General features: G+C 68.1%; 18 protein-coding genes. 9 read left to right on the forward strand and 9 right to left on the reverse strand.

The features are described 5' to 3' along the window. Positions 1-18: 18 nt before the first annotated feature. From ACWDUA_RS09900 to ACWDUA_RS09910, 3 genes are all read left to right on the forward strand, one after another. The gene (locus tag ACWDUA_RS09900) at positions 19-2,367 is read left to right on the forward strand and encodes an MMPL family transporter (RefSeq protein ID WP_449750840.1); all 2,349 of its coding nucleotides are present in this window, start codon (positions 19-21) and stop codon (positions 2,365-2,367) included. Further along, complete coding sequence (locus ACWDUA_RS09905) at positions 2,318-3,001, forward strand: TetR/AcrR family transcriptional regulator (protein WP_449750841.1); 684 nt, start codon at positions 2,318-2,320, stop codon at positions 2,999-3,001. Before ACWDUA_RS09900 ends, ACWDUA_RS09905 begins: the two co-directional genes overlap by 50 nt. A 123-nt stretch (positions 3,002-3,124) precedes the next feature. Next, positions 3,125-3,979 (forward strand): Bax inhibitor-1/YccA family protein, encoded by an 855-nt coding sequence (locus tag ACWDUA_RS09910; protein ID WP_449750842.1) that lies wholly within the window; start codon positions 3,125-3,127, stop codon positions 3,977-3,979. 94 nt (positions 3,980-4,073) lie between these two features. On the opposite strand, the gene ACWDUA_RS09915 is transcribed toward ACWDUA_RS09910, so the two are convergent. Together ACWDUA_RS09915 and ACWDUA_RS09920 are read right to left on the reverse strand one after the other, a co-directional pair. Then, positions 4,074-5,297 carry an acetyl-CoA C-acetyltransferase gene (locus ACWDUA_RS09915; protein ID WP_449750843.1) on the reverse strand — a complete coding sequence of 408 codons (1,224 nt, stop codon included), beginning with the start codon at positions 5,295-5,297 and terminating at the stop codon, positions 4,074-4,076. 45 nt (positions 5,298-5,342) lie between these two features. After that, positions 5,343-6,311, reverse strand: a complete 969-nt coding sequence (locus ACWDUA_RS09920; RefSeq protein WP_449750844.1) for an SGNH/GDSL hydrolase family protein — start codon at positions 6,309-6,311, stop codon at positions 5,343-5,345. A gap of 126 nt (positions 6,312-6,437) precedes the next feature. Between ACWDUA_RS09920 and ACWDUA_RS09925 the strand changes: the two genes are divergently transcribed. Beyond that, positions 6,438-7,838, forward strand: a complete 1,401-nt coding sequence (locus ACWDUA_RS09925) for a cystathionine beta-synthase (protein WP_449750845.1) — start codon at positions 6,438-6,440, stop codon at positions 7,836-7,838. A 37-nt stretch (positions 7,839-7,875) separates the two neighbouring features. Further along, complete coding sequence (locus ACWDUA_RS09930) at positions 7,876-9,030, forward strand: cystathionine gamma-synthase (RefSeq protein WP_449750846.1); 1,155 nt, start codon at positions 7,876-7,878, stop codon at positions 9,028-9,030. A 95-nt stretch (positions 9,031-9,125) separates the two neighbouring features. Here the strand turns inward: ACWDUA_RS09930 and ACWDUA_RS09935 are convergent, their stop codons facing one another. Then, entirely contained in the window at positions 9,126-9,638 is a 513-nt protein-coding gene (locus ACWDUA_RS09935) for an SRPBCC family protein (protein ID WP_449750847.1), read from the reverse strand. 68 nt (positions 9,639-9,706) lie between these two features. On the opposite strand from ACWDUA_RS09935, the gene ACWDUA_RS09940 reads away from it, so the two are divergent. Continuing rightward, a complete protein-coding gene (locus ACWDUA_RS09940; RefSeq protein ID WP_449750848.1) occupies positions 9,707-13,090 on the forward strand; it encodes a BTAD domain-containing putative transcriptional regulator in 3,384 nt (1,127 codons plus the stop codon). Here ACWDUA_RS09940 and ACWDUA_RS09945 read toward each other — a convergent pair. The 3 genes from ACWDUA_RS09945 to ACWDUA_RS09955 all read right to left on the reverse strand — a co-directional run bounded on the left by ACWDUA_RS09945 (position 13,019) and on the right by ACWDUA_RS09955 (position 15,373). Continuing rightward, on the reverse strand, positions 13,019-13,852 hold the full coding sequence (locus tag ACWDUA_RS09945; protein ID WP_449750849.1) for an ABC transporter permease: 834 nt from the start codon (positions 13,850-13,852) through the stop codon (positions 13,019-13,021). The genes ACWDUA_RS09940 and ACWDUA_RS09945 overlap by 72 nt on opposite strands. After that, positions 13,849-14,901 carry an ATP-binding cassette domain-containing protein gene (locus ACWDUA_RS09950; RefSeq protein WP_449750850.1) on the reverse strand — a complete coding sequence of 351 codons (1,053 nt, stop codon included), beginning with the start codon at positions 14,899-14,901 and terminating at the stop codon, positions 13,849-13,851. Before ACWDUA_RS09950 ends, ACWDUA_RS09945 begins: the two co-directional genes overlap by 4 nt. Before the next feature lie 163 nt (positions 14,902-15,064). After that, positions 15,065-15,373, reverse strand: coding sequence for a hypothetical protein (locus ACWDUA_RS09955; protein WP_449750851.1), 309 nt, complete (start codon positions 15,371-15,373; stop codon positions 15,065-15,067). A 234-nt stretch (positions 15,374-15,607) separates the two neighbouring features. Here ACWDUA_RS09955 and ACWDUA_RS09960 point away from each other — a divergent pair, with 234 nt between their 5' ends. Beyond that, positions 15,608-16,300: a DUF4352 domain-containing protein gene (locus tag ACWDUA_RS09960; protein WP_449750852.1), complete on the forward strand. Its 693-nt coding sequence runs from the start codon at positions 15,608-15,610 to the stop codon at positions 16,298-16,300. A 378-nt stretch (positions 16,301-16,678) separates the two neighbouring features. Here ACWDUA_RS09960 and greA read toward each other — a convergent pair whose 3' ends face one another. The 3 genes from greA to ACWDUA_RS09975 all read right to left on the reverse strand — a co-directional run bounded on the left by greA (position 16,679) and on the right by ACWDUA_RS09975 (position 18,564). After that, complete coding sequence (gene greA, locus ACWDUA_RS09965; RefSeq protein ID WP_449750853.1) at positions 16,679-17,176, reverse strand: transcription elongation factor GreA; 498 nt, start codon at positions 17,174-17,176, stop codon at positions 16,679-16,681. A 136-nt stretch (positions 17,177-17,312) separates the two neighbouring features. Beyond that, entirely contained in the window at positions 17,313-17,999 is a 687-nt protein-coding gene (locus tag ACWDUA_RS09970; RefSeq protein ID WP_449750922.1) for a queuosine precursor transporter, read from the reverse strand. A 91-nt stretch (positions 18,000-18,090) separates the two neighbouring features. Further along, a complete protein-coding gene (locus ACWDUA_RS09975; protein ID WP_449750854.1) occupies positions 18,091-18,564 on the reverse strand; it encodes a DUF4307 domain-containing protein in 474 nt (157 codons plus the stop codon). A gap of 141 nt (positions 18,565-18,705) precedes the next feature. Between ACWDUA_RS09975 and mca the strand changes: the two genes are divergently transcribed. Both mca and ACWDUA_RS09985 read left to right on the forward strand, forming a co-directional pair. Next, positions 18,706-19,572, forward strand: coding sequence for a mycothiol conjugate amidase Mca (mca, locus tag ACWDUA_RS09980; protein WP_449750923.1), 867 nt, complete (start codon positions 18,706-18,708; stop codon positions 19,570-19,572). After that, positions 19,569-19,940, forward strand: coding sequence for a hypothetical protein (locus tag ACWDUA_RS09985; RefSeq protein WP_449750855.1), 372 nt, complete (start codon positions 19,569-19,571; stop codon positions 19,938-19,940). The genes mca and ACWDUA_RS09985 overlap by 4 nt, the downstream gene beginning before the upstream one ends. The last annotated feature ends 9 nt before the right edge of the window (positions 19,941-19,949 follow it).

Genomic DNA, 19,949 nt, shown 5'->3' on the forward strand with positions numbered 1-19,949 from the left:
AACAGGTCTGGGGGACCCATGTTGACCCGAATTGCACAGCTCGTGACGGCTGCACCCAAACGTGTTCTGGCTGTGGTGTTCCTGGTTCTGGTGGGGGCCGGAATCTATGGCGCGTCGGCGTCGCAGTACCTGTTGTCCGGCGGATACGAGGACCCGCATTCCGAGGCGGCCACGGCCGCGCGGGTCGTCGACGAGACCTTCGACCGAGGCGGTCTGCAGATCGTCTTCACACTCGACGCCCCGCCGGGCACCGACATGGCCACCGATCCCGTCGGCATGCGCACCGGACGGGAGATCATCGCCGAGCTCGAGGCGAATCCTCATGTGCAACGGCCGATCCTGTCGGTCTGGCAGCAACCTGCGCTGGCGCCGTCACTGCTGAGCAAGGACCGTTCGTCGGCCCTGATCGTGGCCACGCTGTCCGGCGGCGACAACGAGGCCCCGCGGTACGCCGCGGATCTCGAAGACCAGATCGTGGGTGAACGCAACGGGATCACGATCCGGGCGGGCGGTCAGGCGCTCGTCTTCCGGCAGGTCAACGAACAGACCAGCCGCGACCTCGCGATCGCCGAGGGGATCGCCATCCCGATCAGCTTCCTCGTGCTCATCGTGGTGTTCGGCGGGGTGGTGGCCGCTGCCCTGCCGATCGCGGTGGGGGTGTTCGCGATCGTCGTGACCTTTGCTGTCCTGCGCCTGATCGGCAGCGTGACCGATGTGTCGATCTTTGCGCTGAACCTCACCACCGCAATGGGTTTGGCGCTGGCCATCGACTACACACTGCTACTGGTGACGCGCTACCGGGAAGAACTCGCGGCCGGCCGTGGGCGTCCTGAGGCGATCGTGGTCATGATGAACACCGCCGGCCGCACCGTCGCGTTCTCGGCGGTGACGGTCGCTCTGTCGCTCTCGGCGCTCGCGATCTTCCCGATGTACTTCCTGCGGTCGTTCGCCTATGCCGGGCTCGGTGTGGTGATCGTCGCCGTCCTCGCCGCACTCGTCGTCACGCCCGCGCTGCTGATGCTCCTCGGTCCGCGCATCGACGCCCTGGACGTGCGCAAGGCCTTACGCAGACGCCGGGGCCGCCCCGAACCCGCATCCCTGCCGATCGAAGAGAGCGGCTGGTATCGCTTCGTGCAGTGGGTGTTGCGTCATGCCGCGACCGTCGGCGCCGGGGTGATCGTCGCGCTGCTGGTACTCGGCGCGCCGTTCCTGTCGATCAGGTTCGGGTTTCCCGACGACCGGGTGCTGCCGGCTTCGGCGACCGCACACGAGGTCCAGCAGGAGATCCGTGACGAGTTCACCGACGACCTGTCGGGCACCCTGACCGGTGTCGTCGTCGGCGATGCCGATCCCGCGGTCCGCGCCGAGTATGCCGCCGCGCTGTCCCGGATCGACGGGGTGACGTCGGTGTCGGGAGCGTCCGGGACCTTCGTCGACGGCGTCGCGCGGGGACCCGCAGCTCCGGCCGACGTCCACACCGCCGACGACGGGAACGTCACCGGGCTGCTGTCGATCTCCACCGAGGTCGAGCCGCTCAGCGACGCCGGCTCCGATCAGCTCGCGTCCCTGCGCGCGGTGCCCACACCGCCGGGCCTCACCGCGTCGTTCACCGGCCTCGCGGCGCTCAACGCCGACACCGTCGACTCCATCTACGCCCACCTGCCGTGGGTGCTCGCGGTGATCGCGATCGCCACATTCGTCCTGTTGTTCCTGTTCACCGGCAGTGTGGTGCTGCCGCTGAAGGCGCTGGTCCTCAATGTGCTGTCGTTGTCGGCGACCTTCGGCGCGATGGTCTGGTTCTTCCAGGAAGGTCACCTCGGTGGCCTCGGCACCACGGCGACCGGCTACCTCGTGGCGACCATGCCGGTCCTGATGTTCTGTATCGCCTTCGGGTTGTCGATGGACTACGAGGTGTTCCTGCTCGGCCGGATCCGGGAGGAGTGGCTCGCATCCGATCGCAGCCGGGCCGCCAACGATCACGCGGTGGCCGTGGGCCTGGCCCGCACCGGACGTGTGGTCACCGCCGCGGCGCTGTTGATGAGCATCGTGTTCGCCGGGATCGCCGCCTCCCAGGTGTCGTTCATGCGTATGTTCGGGGTGGGTCTGACCCTCGCGGTACTGATCGATGCGACCGTCATCCGGATGCTGCTGGTCCCGGCGTTCATGCGGCTGGCCGGTCGCGCCAACTGGTGGGCGCCCGCACCCCTGCGGGCCCTGCACGACCGGATCGGGCTGTCGGAGGAAGGTGACCACGGACTTCCGGCGGCGCCCGCCGCGAGCACGACGGCCGGAACGAAGACAGCGGAACAGGAGAGCAGTGAGCACGACGTCGCGACGCAGGACGCGGTCCCCCCGCGGCTCCGGTGAACTCCTCGCCGAGGAGATCATCGATGCCGCCACCGAGTTGCTCCTCGACGAGCAGGACAGCAGCGCGGTCTCGATCCGGGCGGTCGCGACGAAGGTGGGCGTGACCCCGCCCTCGATCTACCTGCACTTCGCCGACAAGGAAGAACTGCTCGACGCGGTCTGCGCCCGCTACTTCGAGCAGCTCGACGACCAGATGGCCCAGGCCTGTGCGGGCATCGACGACCCGATGGAACGCGCCCTGCAGCAGGGACTGGCGTACGTGCGGTTCGCGGTGGCCACCCCGGTCCTCTACCGGCAGGCGTTCTCCCGGACCACCGTCGACACCGGCACGAAGGTCGACATGGTGCTCGCCGTGTCGGCGTTCGTCCGTTTCACCGATACCGTCACCGAACTCGCCGACGACGGCCTGTTCGATCCCGACGACATCGCCGACGTGGTTCTCGAGTTCTGGGCCGCCGCCCACGGCGTGGCCTCGCTGATGATCGCGAAACCCGTACTGAACTGGGGTGACGAGCAGCAGCGCGCCGCCACCCTGCTCCGTGCGGCATGTCTGGGACGTGTGGTGATGCGGGCGGTGGACGGTCCCGATCCCGACGCCGTCCGGCGGCTCGTCGACCGGCTCCGTCGACCCTGACCGCAGACCCGGCGATACGGTTCCGGCATCGATGGTCAAGAAAAGGTAAAGTCGGAACTCATGGGGGTTCGTCCCCGTTGAACAGTTCAGACGTCCACTCACGTCCAGACAAGGGAGCATCAGGTGCGAGACAGTAGCAATCCGGTGATGCGCGGCGTTGTCCGTGACAATCAGTCCGGTGGCTATGCAGGCTTCGGTAGCGGTGCTGCCGGTGCCGGACAGGCCGCCATGTACAACCAGTACGGTCAGCAGACCCCGTACACCCCGCCGGCCGCACCGCCGAGCACACGCCAGCTGACCATCGACGATGTCGTCACCAAGACGGCCATCACCCTCGGTGTGCTGACCATCTCGGCCATCGTGTCGTACTTCCTCAGCTCGTCCAACGAGGCCCTCGCACCGGTGCTGTGCGGTGTCGGCGCCATCGGCGGTCTCGTGCTCGTGCTGATCGCGAGCTTCGGCCGTAAGCAGGACAACCCGGCGATCGTCCTGGGCTATGCGGTCCTCGAGGGCCTGTTCGTCGGTTCGCTTTCCTACGTCTTCGCCAACCTGGTGGTCAGCGGCGCCAACGCCGGTGCGCTCATCGGCCAGGCCGTACTCGGCACCTTCGGTGTGTTCTTCGGCATGCTGCTGGTCTACAAGGTCGGCGCGATCCGCGTGACCCCGCGCTTCACCCGCATGCTGTTCGCGGGTCTGATCGGCGTGATCGTGCTGATGGTCGGCAACCTGATCATCGGCCTCTTCACCGGCAGCGCAGGCATCCTGCGTGACGGCGGCCCGATCGCCATCATCTTCTCGCTGGTGTGCATCGCGCTCGCCGCATTCAGCTTCCTGCTGGACTTCGACGCCGCCGATCGCCTGATCCGCGCCGGTGCCCCCGACCGTGCCGCCTGGGGCGTGGCGCTGGGCCTCACCGTCACCCTGGTCTGGCTCTACGTCGAGATCCTGCGCCTGCTGAGCTACTTCCAGAGCGACTAGGGATCATCTGGCGCGGTCGCCACACGCACGAGACACGAAGAACCCCGCTCCGACCGGAGCGGGGTTCTTTTCGTCTGTCTCGACCGTGATCGGATCAGCTCAGGCGCTCGAGCACCATCGCCATACCCTGGCCGCCGCCGACACACATCGACTCGATACCGAAGGTCTTGTCATGGGTCTGCAGGTTGTTGAGCAGCGTGGTGGTGATGCGGGCGCCGGTCATGCCGAACGGGTGGCCCAGCGCGATCGCGCCACCGGAGACGTTGAGCTTGTCGTGATCGATGCCCAACTCGTCGGCCGAACCCAGCACCTGCACGGCGAAGGCCTCGTTGATCTCCACGAGGTCGATATCCGACAGCGACATCCCCGACACCTTGAGCACCTTGCGGATCGCCTCGATCGGGCCCAGACCCATGATCTCCGGCGACAGGCCGGTGGCCGCGGTGGCCACGACACGGGCCAGCGGGGTCAGGCCCAGCTCCTTGGCCTTCGTGTCGCTCATGATCACCAGCGCGGCCGCACCGTCGTTGAGCGGGCAGGCGTTGCCTGCGGTGATGGTGCCGTCGGGGCGGAAGACCGGCTTGAGCTGCGACACCTTCTCATAGGTGGTGCCGGCGCGAGGGCCGTCGTCGGTGCTGACGGTGGACCCGTCGGGCAGGGTGACCGGGTCGATCTCACGGGCGAAGAACCCGTCGGCGATGGCCTTCTCGGCGCGGTTCTGGCTCAGCACACCCCAGTGGTCCTGGTCCTCCCGGGAGATGCCGGTGAAGGACGCGACGTTCTCGGCGGTCTGGCCCATCGCGATGTAGACGTCGGGCAGGATGCCGTCGGCGCGCGGATCGGTCCACTTGCCGGCGCCACCCTCGGCGGTCTTCTCGGTGCGGGCGACGGCCTCGTCGAAGATCGGGTTCTTGGAGTTCGGGGCACCGTCGGCGCCGCCGGAGATCCCGAAGCTCGAGACGCTCTCCACACCACCGGAGATGAAGACATCGCCTTCACCGGCCCGGATGGCGTGCAGCGCCATGCGGGTGGTCTGCAGCGACGACGAGCAGTAACGGTTGACGCTGACACCGGGGATGTGGTCGAAGCCCAGCTCGACGGCGATCACGCGGGCGATGTTGTATCCGCCCTGACCGCCGGGCTGGCCGATACCCCAGTGGATGTCCTCGATGTCGGCGGGATCGAGGCCCGGGACCTTGGCGAGGGCGGCGGCGACCATCTGTCGGGACAGCTCGTCCGGGCGGACGTCCTTCAGAGATCCCTTCCCGGCGCGGCCGATGGGGGAGCGGGCATGGGCGACGATGACAGCTTCAGGCATGTGAAACACGTTACTTCACAGCTGCCCTGAGGGTCTGGGCACGGCCTATCCGAAACGGCCGTGCGGCATCGGCACATGCCGCACCGTCCGGACCACCCGCAGCAGACGTTCGGTGAACTTGCTGTTGTCCACCGACGGCGAGATCTCCGGCGGCTCCGGGAGCGGTTCGGGTCCCCACTCGCCGAGCGCGGCCAGCACCTCCGGCATCAGGATGTCGGCGGCCAGTTCGTAGCCGGCATTCGACGGGTGATAGCGGTCGAAAGAGAACATCCGGTCCGGCGCCTCCCGGAACTCCTCGGACAACAGGTCGGCCATCGGGACCGCTCGACCGCCGGCGGCGACGACGGTCGACTTCTGCGACGCCGCGAGCCGCAGCCCCCACAGTCGCAACAGCGACCGCAGCGGCTGCGGCACAGCGGTGATCACACCCATGTCGGGACACGTGCCCACGACCACCTGGGCGCCGATCGTGCGCAACCGGTCGACCGCCTTTCCGACCCGGATCGCCGACGACCGGATGCCGTTACGTGCGGTGACGTCGTTGGCGCCGATCAGGATGACCGCGATGTCGGGCCGGTGCCCGGCGATCAGCATGGCGTCGATCTGCGAGTCGAGGCCCTTCGAGGTGGCGCCGACGATCGCCTTGTTGCTGTACCGGACCACGTTGCCGGTCTCGGCGGCGACCCGGCGCGCGAGCTGCGCCCCCGGGGTCTGGATGCCGGTGTCGGCGCCGAGTCCGGCCGCAGTGGAATCGCCGAAGACCGCGAGGTGGAGGGTGGCGTCGGCGGCATTGGCGCGGGTGACCCGGGCCGGGCCGGTGCCGTCGGGTCGGTAGAGGCCGTCGCCGTCGGGTGCGTTGTCGGTGCGATGCGGGATCACCGTGCGGGCCTTCTGCGCCTGCCAGACCAGCAGGTTGTAGCCACCCCAGGTGACTCCGGCGGCTGCGGACGTCGCTGCCACCGTGGCGCCGATGTCACGGAGGAGACGATGGTCGGTGTGACGCGGTCCGGACACGTCTGTCAGCTTAGCGATCACCGAGGAGGCGACGGTCGGGCGCGCCGTCCCCGGCCCGTCGCCGACACCGGGCGGACAACCCGAGTCGGCTGTCGGCGTCGCGGGGCACTCTGGGACGATGGACGCATGCGCATCGCCAACTCTGTCGTGGACCTGGTGGGCAACACCCCGCTGGTCAAGCTCAACTCGGTGGTCAGGCCCGGATCGGGTCTCGTGGCGGCCAAGGTCGAGTACCTCAACCCCGGCGGCAGCAGCAAGGACCGGATCGCCCTTCGGATGATCGAGGCGGCCGAGAAGTCCGGTGAGCTGAAGCCCGGCGGCACCATCGTCGAGCCCACATCCGGCAACACCGGTGTGGGACTGGCGCTCGTGGCCCAGCAACGCGGTTACAGGTGTGTGTTCGTCTGCCCGGACAAGGTGGGCGAGGACAAGCGGAACGTGCTGCGCGCCTACGGCGCCGAGGTCGTGGTCTGCCCCACCGCGGTCCCGCCGGAGCACCCCGACAGCTACTACACCGTCTCCGATCGTCTGGTCACCGAGATCGACGGTGCCTGGAAGCCCAACCAGTACTCCAACCCGGCCGGCCCACAGAGCCACTACGAGACCACCGGTCCGGAGATCTGGGCCGACACCGACGGCAAGGTCACCCACTTCGTGGCCGGGGTCGGCACCGGCGGCACCATCACCGGCACCGGCCGCTACCTCAAGGAGATCTCGGACGGCGCGGTCAAGGTGGTGGGCGTCGACCCGGAGGGCTCGGTCTACTCCGGCGGCACCGGACGGCCGTATCTCGTCGAGGGCGTGGGTGAGGACTTCTGGCCGGCCGCCTACGACCCGAGCATCCCCGACGAGATCATCGCCGTCTCCGACGCCGACTCGTTCGACATGACCCGCCGCCTCGCCAAGGAGGAGGGCCTGTTGGTAGGTGGGTCCTGCGGGATGGCCGTCGTCGCGGCACTGCAGGTGGCCGAGCGTGAGGGTCCCGACGCCGTCGTCGTCGTGCTGCTGCCCGACGGTGGTCGCGGCTACATGGCCAAGATCTTCAACGACGAGTGGATGAGCAGCTACGGCTTCCTGCGCACCCCGCTCGACGCCAAGACCCCCGAACCGCTGGTCGGGGATGTGTTGCGTGGCAAGACCGGGGCGCTGCCGGATCTGGTGCACACCCACCCGCAGGAGACCCTGCGCGACGCCATCGAGATCCTGCGCGAGTACGGGGTCTCCCAGATGCCGGTGGTCGGGGCGGAACCGCCGGTCATGGCCGGTGAGGTGGCCGGTGCGGTCACCGAGCGCGACCTGCTGTCGGCGGTGTTCGAAGGTCGCGCCAGCCTGGCCGACCCGGTGTCGGCGCACATGGGCGAGCCGTTCCCGCTCATCGGTTCCGGTGAGCCGGTGTCGGCGGCCACCAAGGCGCTCTCCGACACCGATGCCCTGATGGTGGTCGAGGACGGCAAGCCGATCGGTGTCATCACCCGGCACGACCTGCTGGCCTTCGTCAGCACCCATCCCACCATCACCGCCGGCTGACCGCCGACCAGAGCCCAACTCAGCGAGGAGTTTTCACGTGAGTGATCAGCAGCGTCGGCGCGGATTCGCCACCGAGGCCATCCATGCCGGCTACGACCCGGACCCGCGGACCGGTGCGGTCAACGTGCCGATCTACGCCAGCTCCACCTTCGCCCAGGACGGCGTCGGCGGACTGCGCGACGGATTCGAGTACGCCCGTACCGGTAACCCCACGCGCCGGGTGCTCGAGGCCAACATCGCGGCCATCGAGAAGGGCGCCCACGGACGGGGATTCTCGTCGGGTATGGCGGCCACCGACGCCGTGCTGCGCTCGCAGCTGCGCCCCGGCGACCACCTCGTGATCCCGAACGACGCCTACGGTGGCACCTTCCGCCTGATCGACAAGGTGTTCACGCAGTGGGGGATCACCTACTCGGTGGCGCCGGTGACCGACGTCGACGCGGTGCGTGCGGCGATCACCCCGCAGACCAAGCTGGTGTGGCTGGAGACCCCGACCAACCCGCTGCTCAACGTCGGCGACATCGAGGCCATCGCCGCGGTGACGCACGAGGCGGGCGCGAAGCTGGTGGTGGACAACACCTTCGCCACGCCGTACCTGCAGCAGCCGCTCACCCTGGGCGCCGACATCGTGCTGCACTCGACCACCAAGTACCTCGGTGGACACTCCGACGTCGTCGGCGGTGCACTCGTCACGAACGACGCCGCGATCGACGAGGCCGTCGCCTTCCTGCAGAACGGTGCCGGCGCGGTGCCCGGTCCGTTCGACGCCTACCTCACCATGCGTGGCATCAAGACGCTCGCGGTGCGAATGGACAAGCACTGCGACAACGCCGAGGCCGTCGTCGACTTCCTGGCCAAGCACCCCAGGATCGAGTCCGTGCTGTACCCGGGTCTGCCGTCGCATCCGGGGCACGCTGCGGCGGCCCGGCAGATGTCGCGGTTCGGTGGCATGGTGTCGGTGCTCGTCGCCGGTGACATCGAGGATGCCAAGAAGTTCTGCGCGCGCACCGAGGTCTTCACCCTGGCCGAGTCGCTCGGCGGCATCGAGTCGCTGATCGAGCATCCGGGTGCGATGACCCACGCATCGACCGCGGGGTCGCTGCTGGAGGTCCCCGCCAACCTGGTGCGGCTGTCGGTGGGCATCGAGGACATCGACGACATCCTGGCCGACCTGGAGCAGGCGCTGCAGTAGCCCGCGAGAAGCAGATTGATCGGCCAAACCCTCCACACTTACGCAGAAACCCCCGGAAACTCCGGGGGTTTCTGCGTAAGTGTGGAGGGTTTGCGTCAGGCCTGGGGCGTGAGATGGGCGAAATGCCGTAGCGTGTCCGACTCGATGCTGCGGAACACCGGCGTCGACATCGGGTTGGAGATCGCGGTGACCGGCCACGACGACGAACCGAGCTCGAGTGCGAACACCCACACCAGCCGCGAACCCACCTCGGATGGGCCGATCTCGGTGTACTCACCGAACCGCCGTATCCCCGGGACGTTCACCGACTTCACCCGAAAGGCGTTGTGGTAGATACCCGTCGCGGGGTCTTCGGTCCAGTCGAAGAACTCCTCCGACAGCGCGACATATCCCGGGGACAGCTCGGCCCGGCGGGTGGTACCCACACCGAACGGCGCTGACGAGGTGAACGTGATGGACTTGATCGCCTTGCACCAGTCCAGGGTGCCGGGGCGGGTCAGCTCGGCCCAGGCGCGTTGCGGGGTGACCGGGATGTTGACGTCGATCCGGAAGGAGATCGGCGCGTTGTCGAAGAAATCGAGGTCGAAGGGCTCGAGGTCGTAGGCCATGGCCCGACGATAGCCACTCGGGAGGCCGTGGGGAACGGTTTCCCGCCGGGGTGGACTAGCCTGGCGTGGTGGTGGACGGCGGGGTGCTGATCGTCGGCGTGTGGGGTCCGGTGGCCGTCATCCGTGCATCGGCAACCGGTGTCCTGGATGCCGACGCCGACCTCACCGTGGTCCCCGGCCTGCGCGCCCGCCGGCTGCTGGTGTCGCTGGCCCTGGCCGACGGACGCACCCGCTCGGCGACGGCGTTGATCGACGACGTCTGGGGTGACGACCCACCTCGATCGCCGACCGCGGCGCTGCACACCCAGATCTCCCGCCTGCGCCACCTGATCGGTGCTGCGCATCTCGAGGCCACCGGGACCGGATATCGGTTGGTCGGTTGCCGCACCGACATCGACGTGATCACCGAGCTCGCCGATGCCTCCGGCGACTCCGGCGAGGCGGTGGCCGCCGCACGGGCCTGGCGACGTGGTGTGCCCGGCGACGATCTGGGATCCGACGGCCCGGACGGGCTGGTCTCGGAGGTGCGGGTACGTGCGGCGAGGGTGCAGGATCGGATCGACCGGCGCGAGTTCGACGCCGCGATGGGCGCCGGAGCCGCCGATACGGCGCGGTTGGTGGCCGAGAGGCGTTGCCGTCGTGGAACTCTCGACGAGTCGGCCCATCTGGATCTGATGCGTGCCCTGGTCGCCGGTGGGCGGACCGCCGACGCCGTCCTCGTCTTTGCCGACCTGCGCCGTCGCCTCGTCACCGAACTCGGAGTCGATCCCGGGCCGCAGATCGCCGCACTCCACGCGGAACTGATCGCCGCACAAGATGGTCGGGGTGACCCGTCGAGGCCGACCGGTCCGGGACGCGGTGTCGGTCTGCTCGCCGCCACCACCGAGCTCGTCGGCCGTGCCGACGATGTCGACGCACTGGTCGATCTGCTCCGTGCCGGTCGCCTGGTCACCGTGCAGGGCCCGGGTGGCGTCGGCAAGACGCGCGTCGCGTCGACCGTCGGGCATCGACTCGTCGATGCCGGTGCCACCGTCTTCTACGTCCCGCTCGCCCCGATCCGCGACGCCGACGACCTCGTGCCTGCTGTCGCCGCCGTGCTCGGCGTCGGCGAATCCGAACTCGCCGCGTCTGGCCGACCCCGTCGAACGGTGGGCGATCTCCGCGCGCGCCTGATCGATTCGATCCGCGGCCGGGATGTGGTGCTCATCCTCGACAACTGCGAGCAGGTGATCGACGGATGCGCTCGGCTCGTGGGCGAGTTGCTCGTCGCCGACGCCCGCATCCGGGTGCTCACCACCAGCCGAGCGCCGCTGTTGCTCTCCGGCGAGCAGATCTATCAACTGCCGACCCTCGACGTCGACGCCGAGGGATCGGCCGTCGAACTGTTCGTGACGCGGGCCCGCGCCGTCCGTCCCGATGCCGATCTGCGCCCGGACGCCGTTGCGGCGCTGTGCGCACACCTCGACGGGCTGCCACTGGCGATCGAACTCGCCGCCGCCCGCATCCGCACCATGACCGTCGACGAGATCGCCGACGGCCTCGTCGAACGGTTCGCCCTGCTGCGCGGCACCGACCGGACCGCGCCCGACCGCCATCGCACGTTGTATGCGGTGATCGAATGGAGCTGGGACCTGCTCGACGACGACGGCCGTCGTGCGCAGTGTCGACTCTGCCGTCTTCCCGGCGGATTCACCGCTGACGCCGCCGCAATCATCTTGGGGTTCCGTGGTTTCCGACTCCACGATGTACTCACGGCACTGGCGAACCAGTCACTGCTGGCGGTCACCGAGTCCGACGGACGGGTGCGGTACCGCATGCTGGAGACGGTCCGCGAGTTCGGCGAGCGCACGCTGGCGGCGCAGGCCGACGAATCCCTCGCGGTGGACACCGCGATGCGCCGGTGGGCGCGACAGCTGGCGCTCGAGGCAGTCGAACAGTACGAGACGCGGGTCGACGCACATCTGGTGCGCCGTCTCGCCGACGACTCCGAGAACCTGGTCTGGGTGCTGCGCGACTGTCTGCGCCTGCTGGAGGCCCGTGACGACGGTGGCCCGGCGGGGGTCGACAGCGCGGTGGTCGCCGATGCGCTCGACACCCTGATCCGCGTGTTCCCGGTGCTCGCCGCCTACTGGATGGCGCGCGGCCTGCACGCCGAGGTGGTGACGTGGGGTGCCCGGGTGCTGGTCACCGTGCCGGCCCCGCCCACCGGCCTGGACGACGAACGGCTGCGACGTGACTGGATGGCGACCGTCGAGACCGCCGGGGCGCATCAGCTGGTGCGCGGCAATCTGCGTCTGATCGCCCGGGGCCGGTACCACCTGCGCAGGCTCCACCGGCCGGAGAAGACCTACGACGACGCCGTCGAACTCGCCGCGGCGTGTGTGCTCAGCCGCACCCCCACCGCCGCGATCGCGCACATGGTGAGAGGCGCGCGGGTGAGCGACCCGCGGGTCGCCCTGACCGCGCGTGTGGCCAGGATGAATCTCGCCGAGAACCTCGGGGATCTCGATGCGGCGATGCGAGACGGCCTCGAGGTGATCGACCGGGCCGTCGAACTCGGCGACTTCTGGATGTCGGGGATGGCGCGTGTGGCCCTCGCCGGCCTCCACGGGCAGCAGGGACGGTGGCAGCGGGCGATCGCCTCCTACCGGGCGGGACTGGTCGACCTCGTACGGCTCGATGCCGAGGACGACGTCCTGCAGTCACGCAGCTATCTCGTCGCGGCGCTCGTGTCCGCCGGTGATCTCGCCGCCGCCGACCACGAGTTCGCGATCCTGTCGGGCGGATGGACGCCGCCCGATCCCGATCCGCAGGGCGGCCCGGAGACCGCCGGACTGATCATGCTGATCGCCGCCGAACTCGCCTTCGCCCACGGTGAGATCGAGGTCGCGGGAACGCTGTACCGGCGGGCGACGACGACCCTTCGTCGCGATCATCCCCTCGGCGTCCAGGATCCGGCGGTGTCGATGATGCTGGGCGTGATCGTCGTCGGGCTGTGGCGATGCGGTCTGATCGCCGACGCGCGTGCACTGGTCGGTCTGCTCGTCGAGGCGGTGGGGCTGACGCTGGCGGGGTCGGCGTGGCGCGACCTTCCGCAGGCGGGAACGGTGACGCGGGCGCTCGGCTGTGTCCTGTGCACCGACGACGTCCTGAGCTCGGACGGAGCCCGCCTGCTGGTGCTGTCGCAGGTACTGCGGGCGCGTCGCGACATTCCCGGATGTGCCGCCGTCGACGAGGACCTGATCGCGGTCTCCGGACTGTCGGAAGCACAGTGGGACAACGAGACCCGAGGCCTACGCAATCTGTCGCGACGCCAGGCGGCCGAACGTGTCCGGTCGATCCTGGCGTCGCGGGCGGACGATGTCGATCGGTTGGGCAGATCAGGTGTTGCGCATGTAGGCACGCACGGCCAGCGGGGCGAAGATCACCACGATGATGGCGGCGCCGAGTAGCGCCCACACCACGTGGATGCCGGCGTGACCGGAGTCGGTGAGCTCGCGAACCGCGGTGACGAGGTGGCTGACCGGATTGATCTTGACGAATCCCTGCAACCAGCCCGGCATGGTGTCCACCGGGACGAAGGCATTGGACATGAAGGTGAGCGGGAACATGATCAGCATCGAGATGCCCTGCACCGCAGAGGCCTTGCGCATCAGGCAGCCCATCAGCGCGAAGATCCAGGACACCGCGAAGCTGCAGATCATCACCAGGACGGCGGAGGCGACCACGCCCCAGATGTCGGGCCGCCAGCCCATGATCACGCCCATCGTCACGGTGAGGACGGTGGCCACACCGTACCGGATCACGTCGGCCAGCAATGCCCCCGACAACGGACTGATCCGGCTGATCGGCAGTGATCGGAACCGGTCGAAGACGCCCTTGTCCATGTCCTCGCGTAGCTGGGTGCCGGTGACGATCGATGTCATCACCACGGTCTGGACGAGGATGCCCGGAATGATCACGGGCAGATAGGCATTCACATTCCCGCTGATCGCACCGCCGAAGATGTAGGTGAACATCAGGGTGAAGATGATCGGCTGGATGGTGACGTCGAACAACTGCTCCGGGTTGTGCCGGATCTTCAGCACACCGCGGTAGGCCATGGTGAGTGACTGCCGCGCGGTCTCGGCGAGGCTCACCGAGGTCTTGGCGCGGGTGCGGACCTCGCGGGTGGTGATGGGTGCCGCAGGGGTGTGGTCGAGGGTGGTGGTCATCGGATCGCCTCTTCGGAGGAATCGTCGGCGGTGGTGTCGGTGTCGGTGTCGGCGGGGTCGGGGTCGGCCGGTTTGCCGGTCAGGGTCAAGAACACCTCGTCGAGACTGGGCTTCTGGACGGTGATCTCGTCGACGGCGATCCCTTGCTCGCGCATGGCGATCAGGACGTCGGGGACGAGGTCCGGGCGATGCAGTGATGCCGAGATCCGGCCCGCCTCCGCCGACAACGCGGCCGGTTCACCGAGCACGTTCTCGACGATCACCGCCACACGTGGGGCGTCGGCGCGATCGGCGGGCGCCAGCTGCAGGGTGGCCGCGCCGATGGAGTCCTTGAGTCCGTCGGCGGTGTCGTCGGCGACCACCCGGCCGTGGTCGATCACGGCGATCCGGTCGGCGAGCTGATCGGCCTCGTCGAGATACTGCGTGGTGAGCAGCACGGTGGAGCCGCCGGCGACGAGCCTGCGGATGGTGTCCCACATCTGGGCGCGGGTGCGCGGGTCGAGACCGGTGGTCGGCTCGTCGAGGAACAGCAGGGGAGGGGTGTCGATGAGGCTGGCGGCGAGGTCGAGACGCCGGCGCATGCCGCCGGAGAAGTTCTTCAGCGGGCGGTCGGCCGCCTCCGTGAGCGCGAACTCGTCGAGCAGTTCGTCGGCTCGCGACCTGGCGGCCGCACGGGAGAAGCCGAGGAGCCGTGCGAAGACGACCAGGTTCTGGGTGGCGGTCAGGTCCTCGTCGACCGAGGCGTACTGCCCGGTGACGCCGACGAGCGAGCGGACGGCCACGGCGTCGCGGACGACGTCGTAGCCGAAGACGGTGGCGCTGCCCGAGTCGGGGCGCAGGAGGGTGGCCAGCATGCTGACGGTGGTGGTCTTCCCGGCGCCGTTGGGGCCGAGCACGCCGTACACCGATCCGGTGGGGACGGCCAGGTCCACGCCGTTGACGGCGCGGGTCGATCCGAAGAGCTTGACCAGTCCGTGGGCCTCGATCGCGAGGTCGGTGCCGAGACCGCCTCGCGTCGAGACCGGGCCGGTGGTGGTTGCTGTGGTCATGGTCGACCACTGTGCTCTGCCCGGCTGTCGTGGCCCTGACATGCGCTCACACGAGGTCGCGGCCGCTGTCGCCGGCCCTGTCGTCTGCGCCCGGCCGCTGTCGCCGGCCCTGTCGTCTGCGCCCGGGCGTGTCGTCGGCCCGGGTCCGACGTCGACAGTGCGGTCAGGCGGCGTGCGGGACCGGCGATGTCGGAACGTCGGAGGCATACCGGACGACGGCACCGACGGTGCCGAGGCGCCGCTCGACGGTGAGGATCGCGTCGGCGAGCTGGGCCGGGTCGTCGATGTCGGCGACCAGGGCGACGGTGTGGCCGTTGTTGTCGAGCATGTACGGCACGACGTCGGAGTAGTAGGCGCTGATCACCGCGAGCGGGACGTCGGCGTCGAAGAGGTGCTCGGCATAGGAGCGGACGACGACGTCGTCGGTCAGCACGATCAACGGCACGGTGGGGGCGGGCTTGTGGGTGCGCATCGGACTCTCCTCTCCGGACCCCTGTCGGTCCGTGCATTCCACGATGAACTCCGAGGTTGTCGGGGGTCTGCAGCACCGCTGTGGATTGGCTGTGACCAGGGCCGGGAGGTGTCGTGAGAGGCGGCCTTCATTTGGGTGAACGACGGGTTTGCCCGAGTTGTCGGTGGGGCTGCGGAGAGTCATGCGCGTGGCGGCACCGACTTCCCCGGAGCCGCACCAGTGAAGGAGAACTCGATGACCGATCCGCAGAACACCTCGCCGTACGGCGAGCAGCCCCAGTACGCCGGTGCACCGAACTACGGTGCGCCGAATTACGGTGCGCAGTACGGGGTTCCGCCCCACATGTCCCAGCCGCCGGTGCCGACCCCGCCGAAGAAGAAGCGTAAGTGGCCGTGGATCGTCGGCGCGCTGGTGGTGCTGATCGTCATCATCGCGGTGATGTCGGGGACCTCCGGTGACGACCAGGCGTCGAAGTCCGGGTCGTCGACCACCGCTCAGGACGGTGGGTCGGGTGGCGGCGACCAGACCCCGGGGCTGAACACCCCGGTGCGTGACGGCAAGTTCGAGTTCGTCGTGACCGGGGTGGAGAAAGGCCTGAGCAGTGTCGGCGACAACCCGTACCTGACCGAGAAGGCCCAGGGGCAGTTCGTGATCGTGACCATGACGGTCAAGAACATCTCGGACAAGGCCTACAGCTTCTCGCCGACGGATCAGAAGCTGTTCGACGCGCAGGGTCGCAGCTTCGAGCCGAGCACCAGCGCGCAGATCGCGTTGGGTGATTCGGGCATCCCGGTGTGGGACAACATCAATCCCGGCAACACGGTGACCGCCAAGGTCGTCTACGACATGCCCGCCGATGCACAGCCGGCATCCATCGAATTGCACGACTCGCTGTTCTCGGGCGGCGCGAAGGTCACCGTGTCCTGATACGCCGACGTCACTATCGTCCACAACCCGATAACGGGTGTGCGACAGGCATCACAACCCGACCACTCCATCGTGCAACGGCGCAGCATGGCCACCCTCGGATGGATGGCTCAATCATCCACTGGCCGTTGATGGTTGAGCCGACGAGGAGCGCAGCGACAAGTCGTGTCGAAACCTTCTCCGGCCGAGTTGTCGACGGGTCACCTCGGAGGTGGTCACCGCCCGACGTCGGCTGCGGAGATCTCGACTCGGGTCCTCGCCCTTCGGGCTCGGTCCCGGCTCGATCATCGAAGGTGGCCCACCGGGGCAGGAAGTGACGGCCGCCGTAACGACGAACGCCGCCACCCAAGCGGGTGGCGGCGTTCGTTGTTCGTTCGATCAGCTGTGGTACGGCTCCGCCTTGACCAGGGTCACCTTGATGGTGGCGCCGCTGGGCACGGTGTACTCGCGCGTCTCGCCGGTCTTGGCGTCGATCAGTGCCGCGCCGAGCGGAGAGCTCGGTGAATAGGTTTCGAGCGAACCACCCTGGGCGCCGCCCTCTTCGCGGGTCGCGATCAGGAAGGTCTCGGTGTCCGACTCGTCGCCGTCGTAGTAGACGGTCACGACGGAACCGGGCAGGGCGACACCCGACTGCGTCGGGGCCTCGCCCACCTTGGCGGTGTTCAGCAGTTCCTGGAGCTGGCGGATGCGTGCCTCCTGCTGGCCCTGCTCCTCGCGTGCAGCGTGGTATCCGCCGTTCTCCTTGAGGTCGCCCTCTTCGCGACGCTCGTTGATCTCGGCAGCAATGACCGGACGATTGGCGATCAACGAGTCCAACTCGCCCTTGAGGCGGTCGTGCGACTCCTGTGTCAGCCAGGTCACCTGGGTGTCGGTCATCGGTCACTCCTTTGTGTCGTCCGCGTCCCGGCGAGCGGTTCGCCGGGACGTGTGGACTGCTCTAAATGCAGCAACACGACCCCTCGCGGAGCCGTGTATCAACACAGGATAGCAGTGAATGGGGATGAGGGCGAGTTCACACTTCGTCGGACTGGGCTTTCTCCAATGCGATGGCGTAAGAGGGCTCGGCACGCTTGAGCCAGCCGACGACGAGATAGGTGATCGGCATGACGATCACCTCGACGAGGGTCTTCCAGACGAATCCGACGACGGTGTAGTTGATGAAGTCACCCCAGGTGGAGATGCCCAGGGCACTCGCGGCGACCGAGCAGAACACCAGGGTGTCGGCGAACTCGCCGACCACCGTGGATCCGATGAGTCGCGCCCACAGGCGCTTCTCGCCCGCCCGCTCCTTCATCTTGACCAGCACGAACGAGTTGAGGAACTCGCCGGCCAGGTATCCCAGGAGCCCGGCGAGAAGGAACTGCGGGACCACCCCCGCCACCGTCTCGAAGGAGCTCTGACCCTCGTAGAAGGGGGCTGCGGGCAGGTGGATGGTGAGCCAGAAACACGCCGAGGCGATCAGCAGGACGACGAAACCGGCCAGGATCGTCCGGCGCATGGCACGGAAGCCGTACACCTCGCTGATCACGTCACCGAGTACATAGGCCAGGGGGAAGAGGAAGAATGCGCCGTCGGTGACCAGACCGTCCATCTGGATGGGGCCGACATCGATGTGCAACCACTGGTCGAACAGCAGGACGCCCTTGGTGCCGGTGACGTTGCTGATCAGCATCACGCCGACGAAGATCGCCGTGAGCATCGGCAGGTAGGGGCTCGAGATCGAGGCGAATACGGCGCGCGGTTTGCGTTCTTCGGTGACTGTCACTGTGCTCGGATCGCTCTTTTGCCGGTCACCGGGTCTGTTCGGTCAGATAGGCCGGGACGTCGGTGGTGCAGCCGAAGACCTCACCGATCACCGGGGGCTTGGACGTGCTGACGTTCACGCGGTGCCCTTCCTGAGCCACTCCCGGGGCGATCAGGACCTCGCGTCGGCCCGTCTCGTCGCCGTCGATCGAGCGCGCCCGCACCACGCAGGCCACCGGCTGCGTCGGATCGGCACGGTTGACGGTGAACTGTACCGCCACGGTCGAGGGGTCGAGGATCTCATAACCGGTGGCCTGACCCGATACGTCCGGGTCGGCGAACTTCTGGTAGCCGATGAGGGCCAACACCACACCGGTGATGACGACGAGGGCGGACAATCCGAGGAACCAGTAGCGCTTGCTGCGTGCCGATTGTTCGACGGGGTAGGTGGCCCGCGGACCGCTCTGTGGGCGATCGTGCAGGTCGGGGCCTTGTGGTGTGCCCCCGTCTGAACTGTTCACTCGTCAATACCTACCATGAGATGAGTACCGATCCGAAGGCGAGGAACTGTGAGCGACACCCAGACCGCCGAACCCGGACCGTCGACCACGTCGACATCCGGCTCCCCGAGCGCGTTGAGGGCAGCCGGCGGGTTGCGTCTGATGGCCGTGCATGCCCATCCCGATGACGAGTCGAGCAAGGGTGCGGCCACGTCCGCCAAGTATGCCGCCGAGGGCAATCAGGTGATGGTCGTCACCCTGACCGGGGGTGAGCGGGGCGACATCCTCAACCCGGCGATGGACCGTCCGGGCATCAAGGAACGCATCCACGAGGTGCGCAAAGAGGAGATGGCCGCCGCGGCCGCCGCACTCGGCGTGGAGCAGATGTGGCTGGGCTACGTCGACTCCGGTCTGCCCGAGGGCGACCCGCGTCCGCCGCTGCCGGAGGGGTCGTTCGCGACGCTCCCCTTGGCAGAGCCCACCGAGGCCCTCGTCAAGGTGGTCCGTGACTTCCGTCCACACGTGATGATCACCTATGACGAGCACGGCGGATACCCGCATCCCGATCACATCCGCTGCCACGAGGTCTCGGTGGCGGCCTACGAGTCGGCCGGCGATCCCGAGGCGTTCCCCGACGCGGGGGAGCCGTGGACGGTCTCCAAGCTCTACTACACGCACGGCTTCATCCGGGACCGCATGGTCCTGTTCTCCGACGAGTTCGAACGTCACGGGCAGGAGAGCCCGTTCAAGGAGTGGCTCAGCCGGTGGGATTCGAGTCGCGGAGACCTGATGGCCCGCGTGACCACCCAGGTCGAATGCGCGAAGTACTTCCCGCAGCGCGACGACGCCCTCCGTGCGCACGCAACCCAGATCGACCCCAACGGGATCTTCTTCGCGGTACCCCTGGAATGGCAGCAGCGGTTGTGGCCGACCGAGGAATTCGAACTCGCACAGACGCGGGTGACCACCTCGATCCCGGAGAGCGATCTGTTCACCGGCGTCGACGCAGCAAGTGAGGCGCAGCCATGACCACCGCTCTGTACACCACGATCCTCGCCGCACAGCAGGAACCGCAGGGCCCGGAGTTCGGCAAGGCGTCCCCCCTGGGCCTGCTGGTGATCATCGTGCTGCTGATCTGTACCGCGCTGCTCATCTGGTCGATGAACCGCCAGCTCAAGAAGCTGCCGAAGAACTTCGACACCGATCATCCCGAAGCCGATCAGGCCTTCGACGAGGGCACCGACTCGGTGACGCCGGAGTCGGTGGGCGATGCCGACACGGTGGTGGAGACGCCGGCGGACAAGAACGCGGCGGACAAGAACGCGGCGGACACGAAGGCGGCAGACACGAAGGCGGCAGGGACGAAGTCCGTGGAGAAGAAATCTGCGGGCACCTGAGCGCCGACA

The organism is Gordonia sp. NPDC003376, from assembly GCF_053589235.1.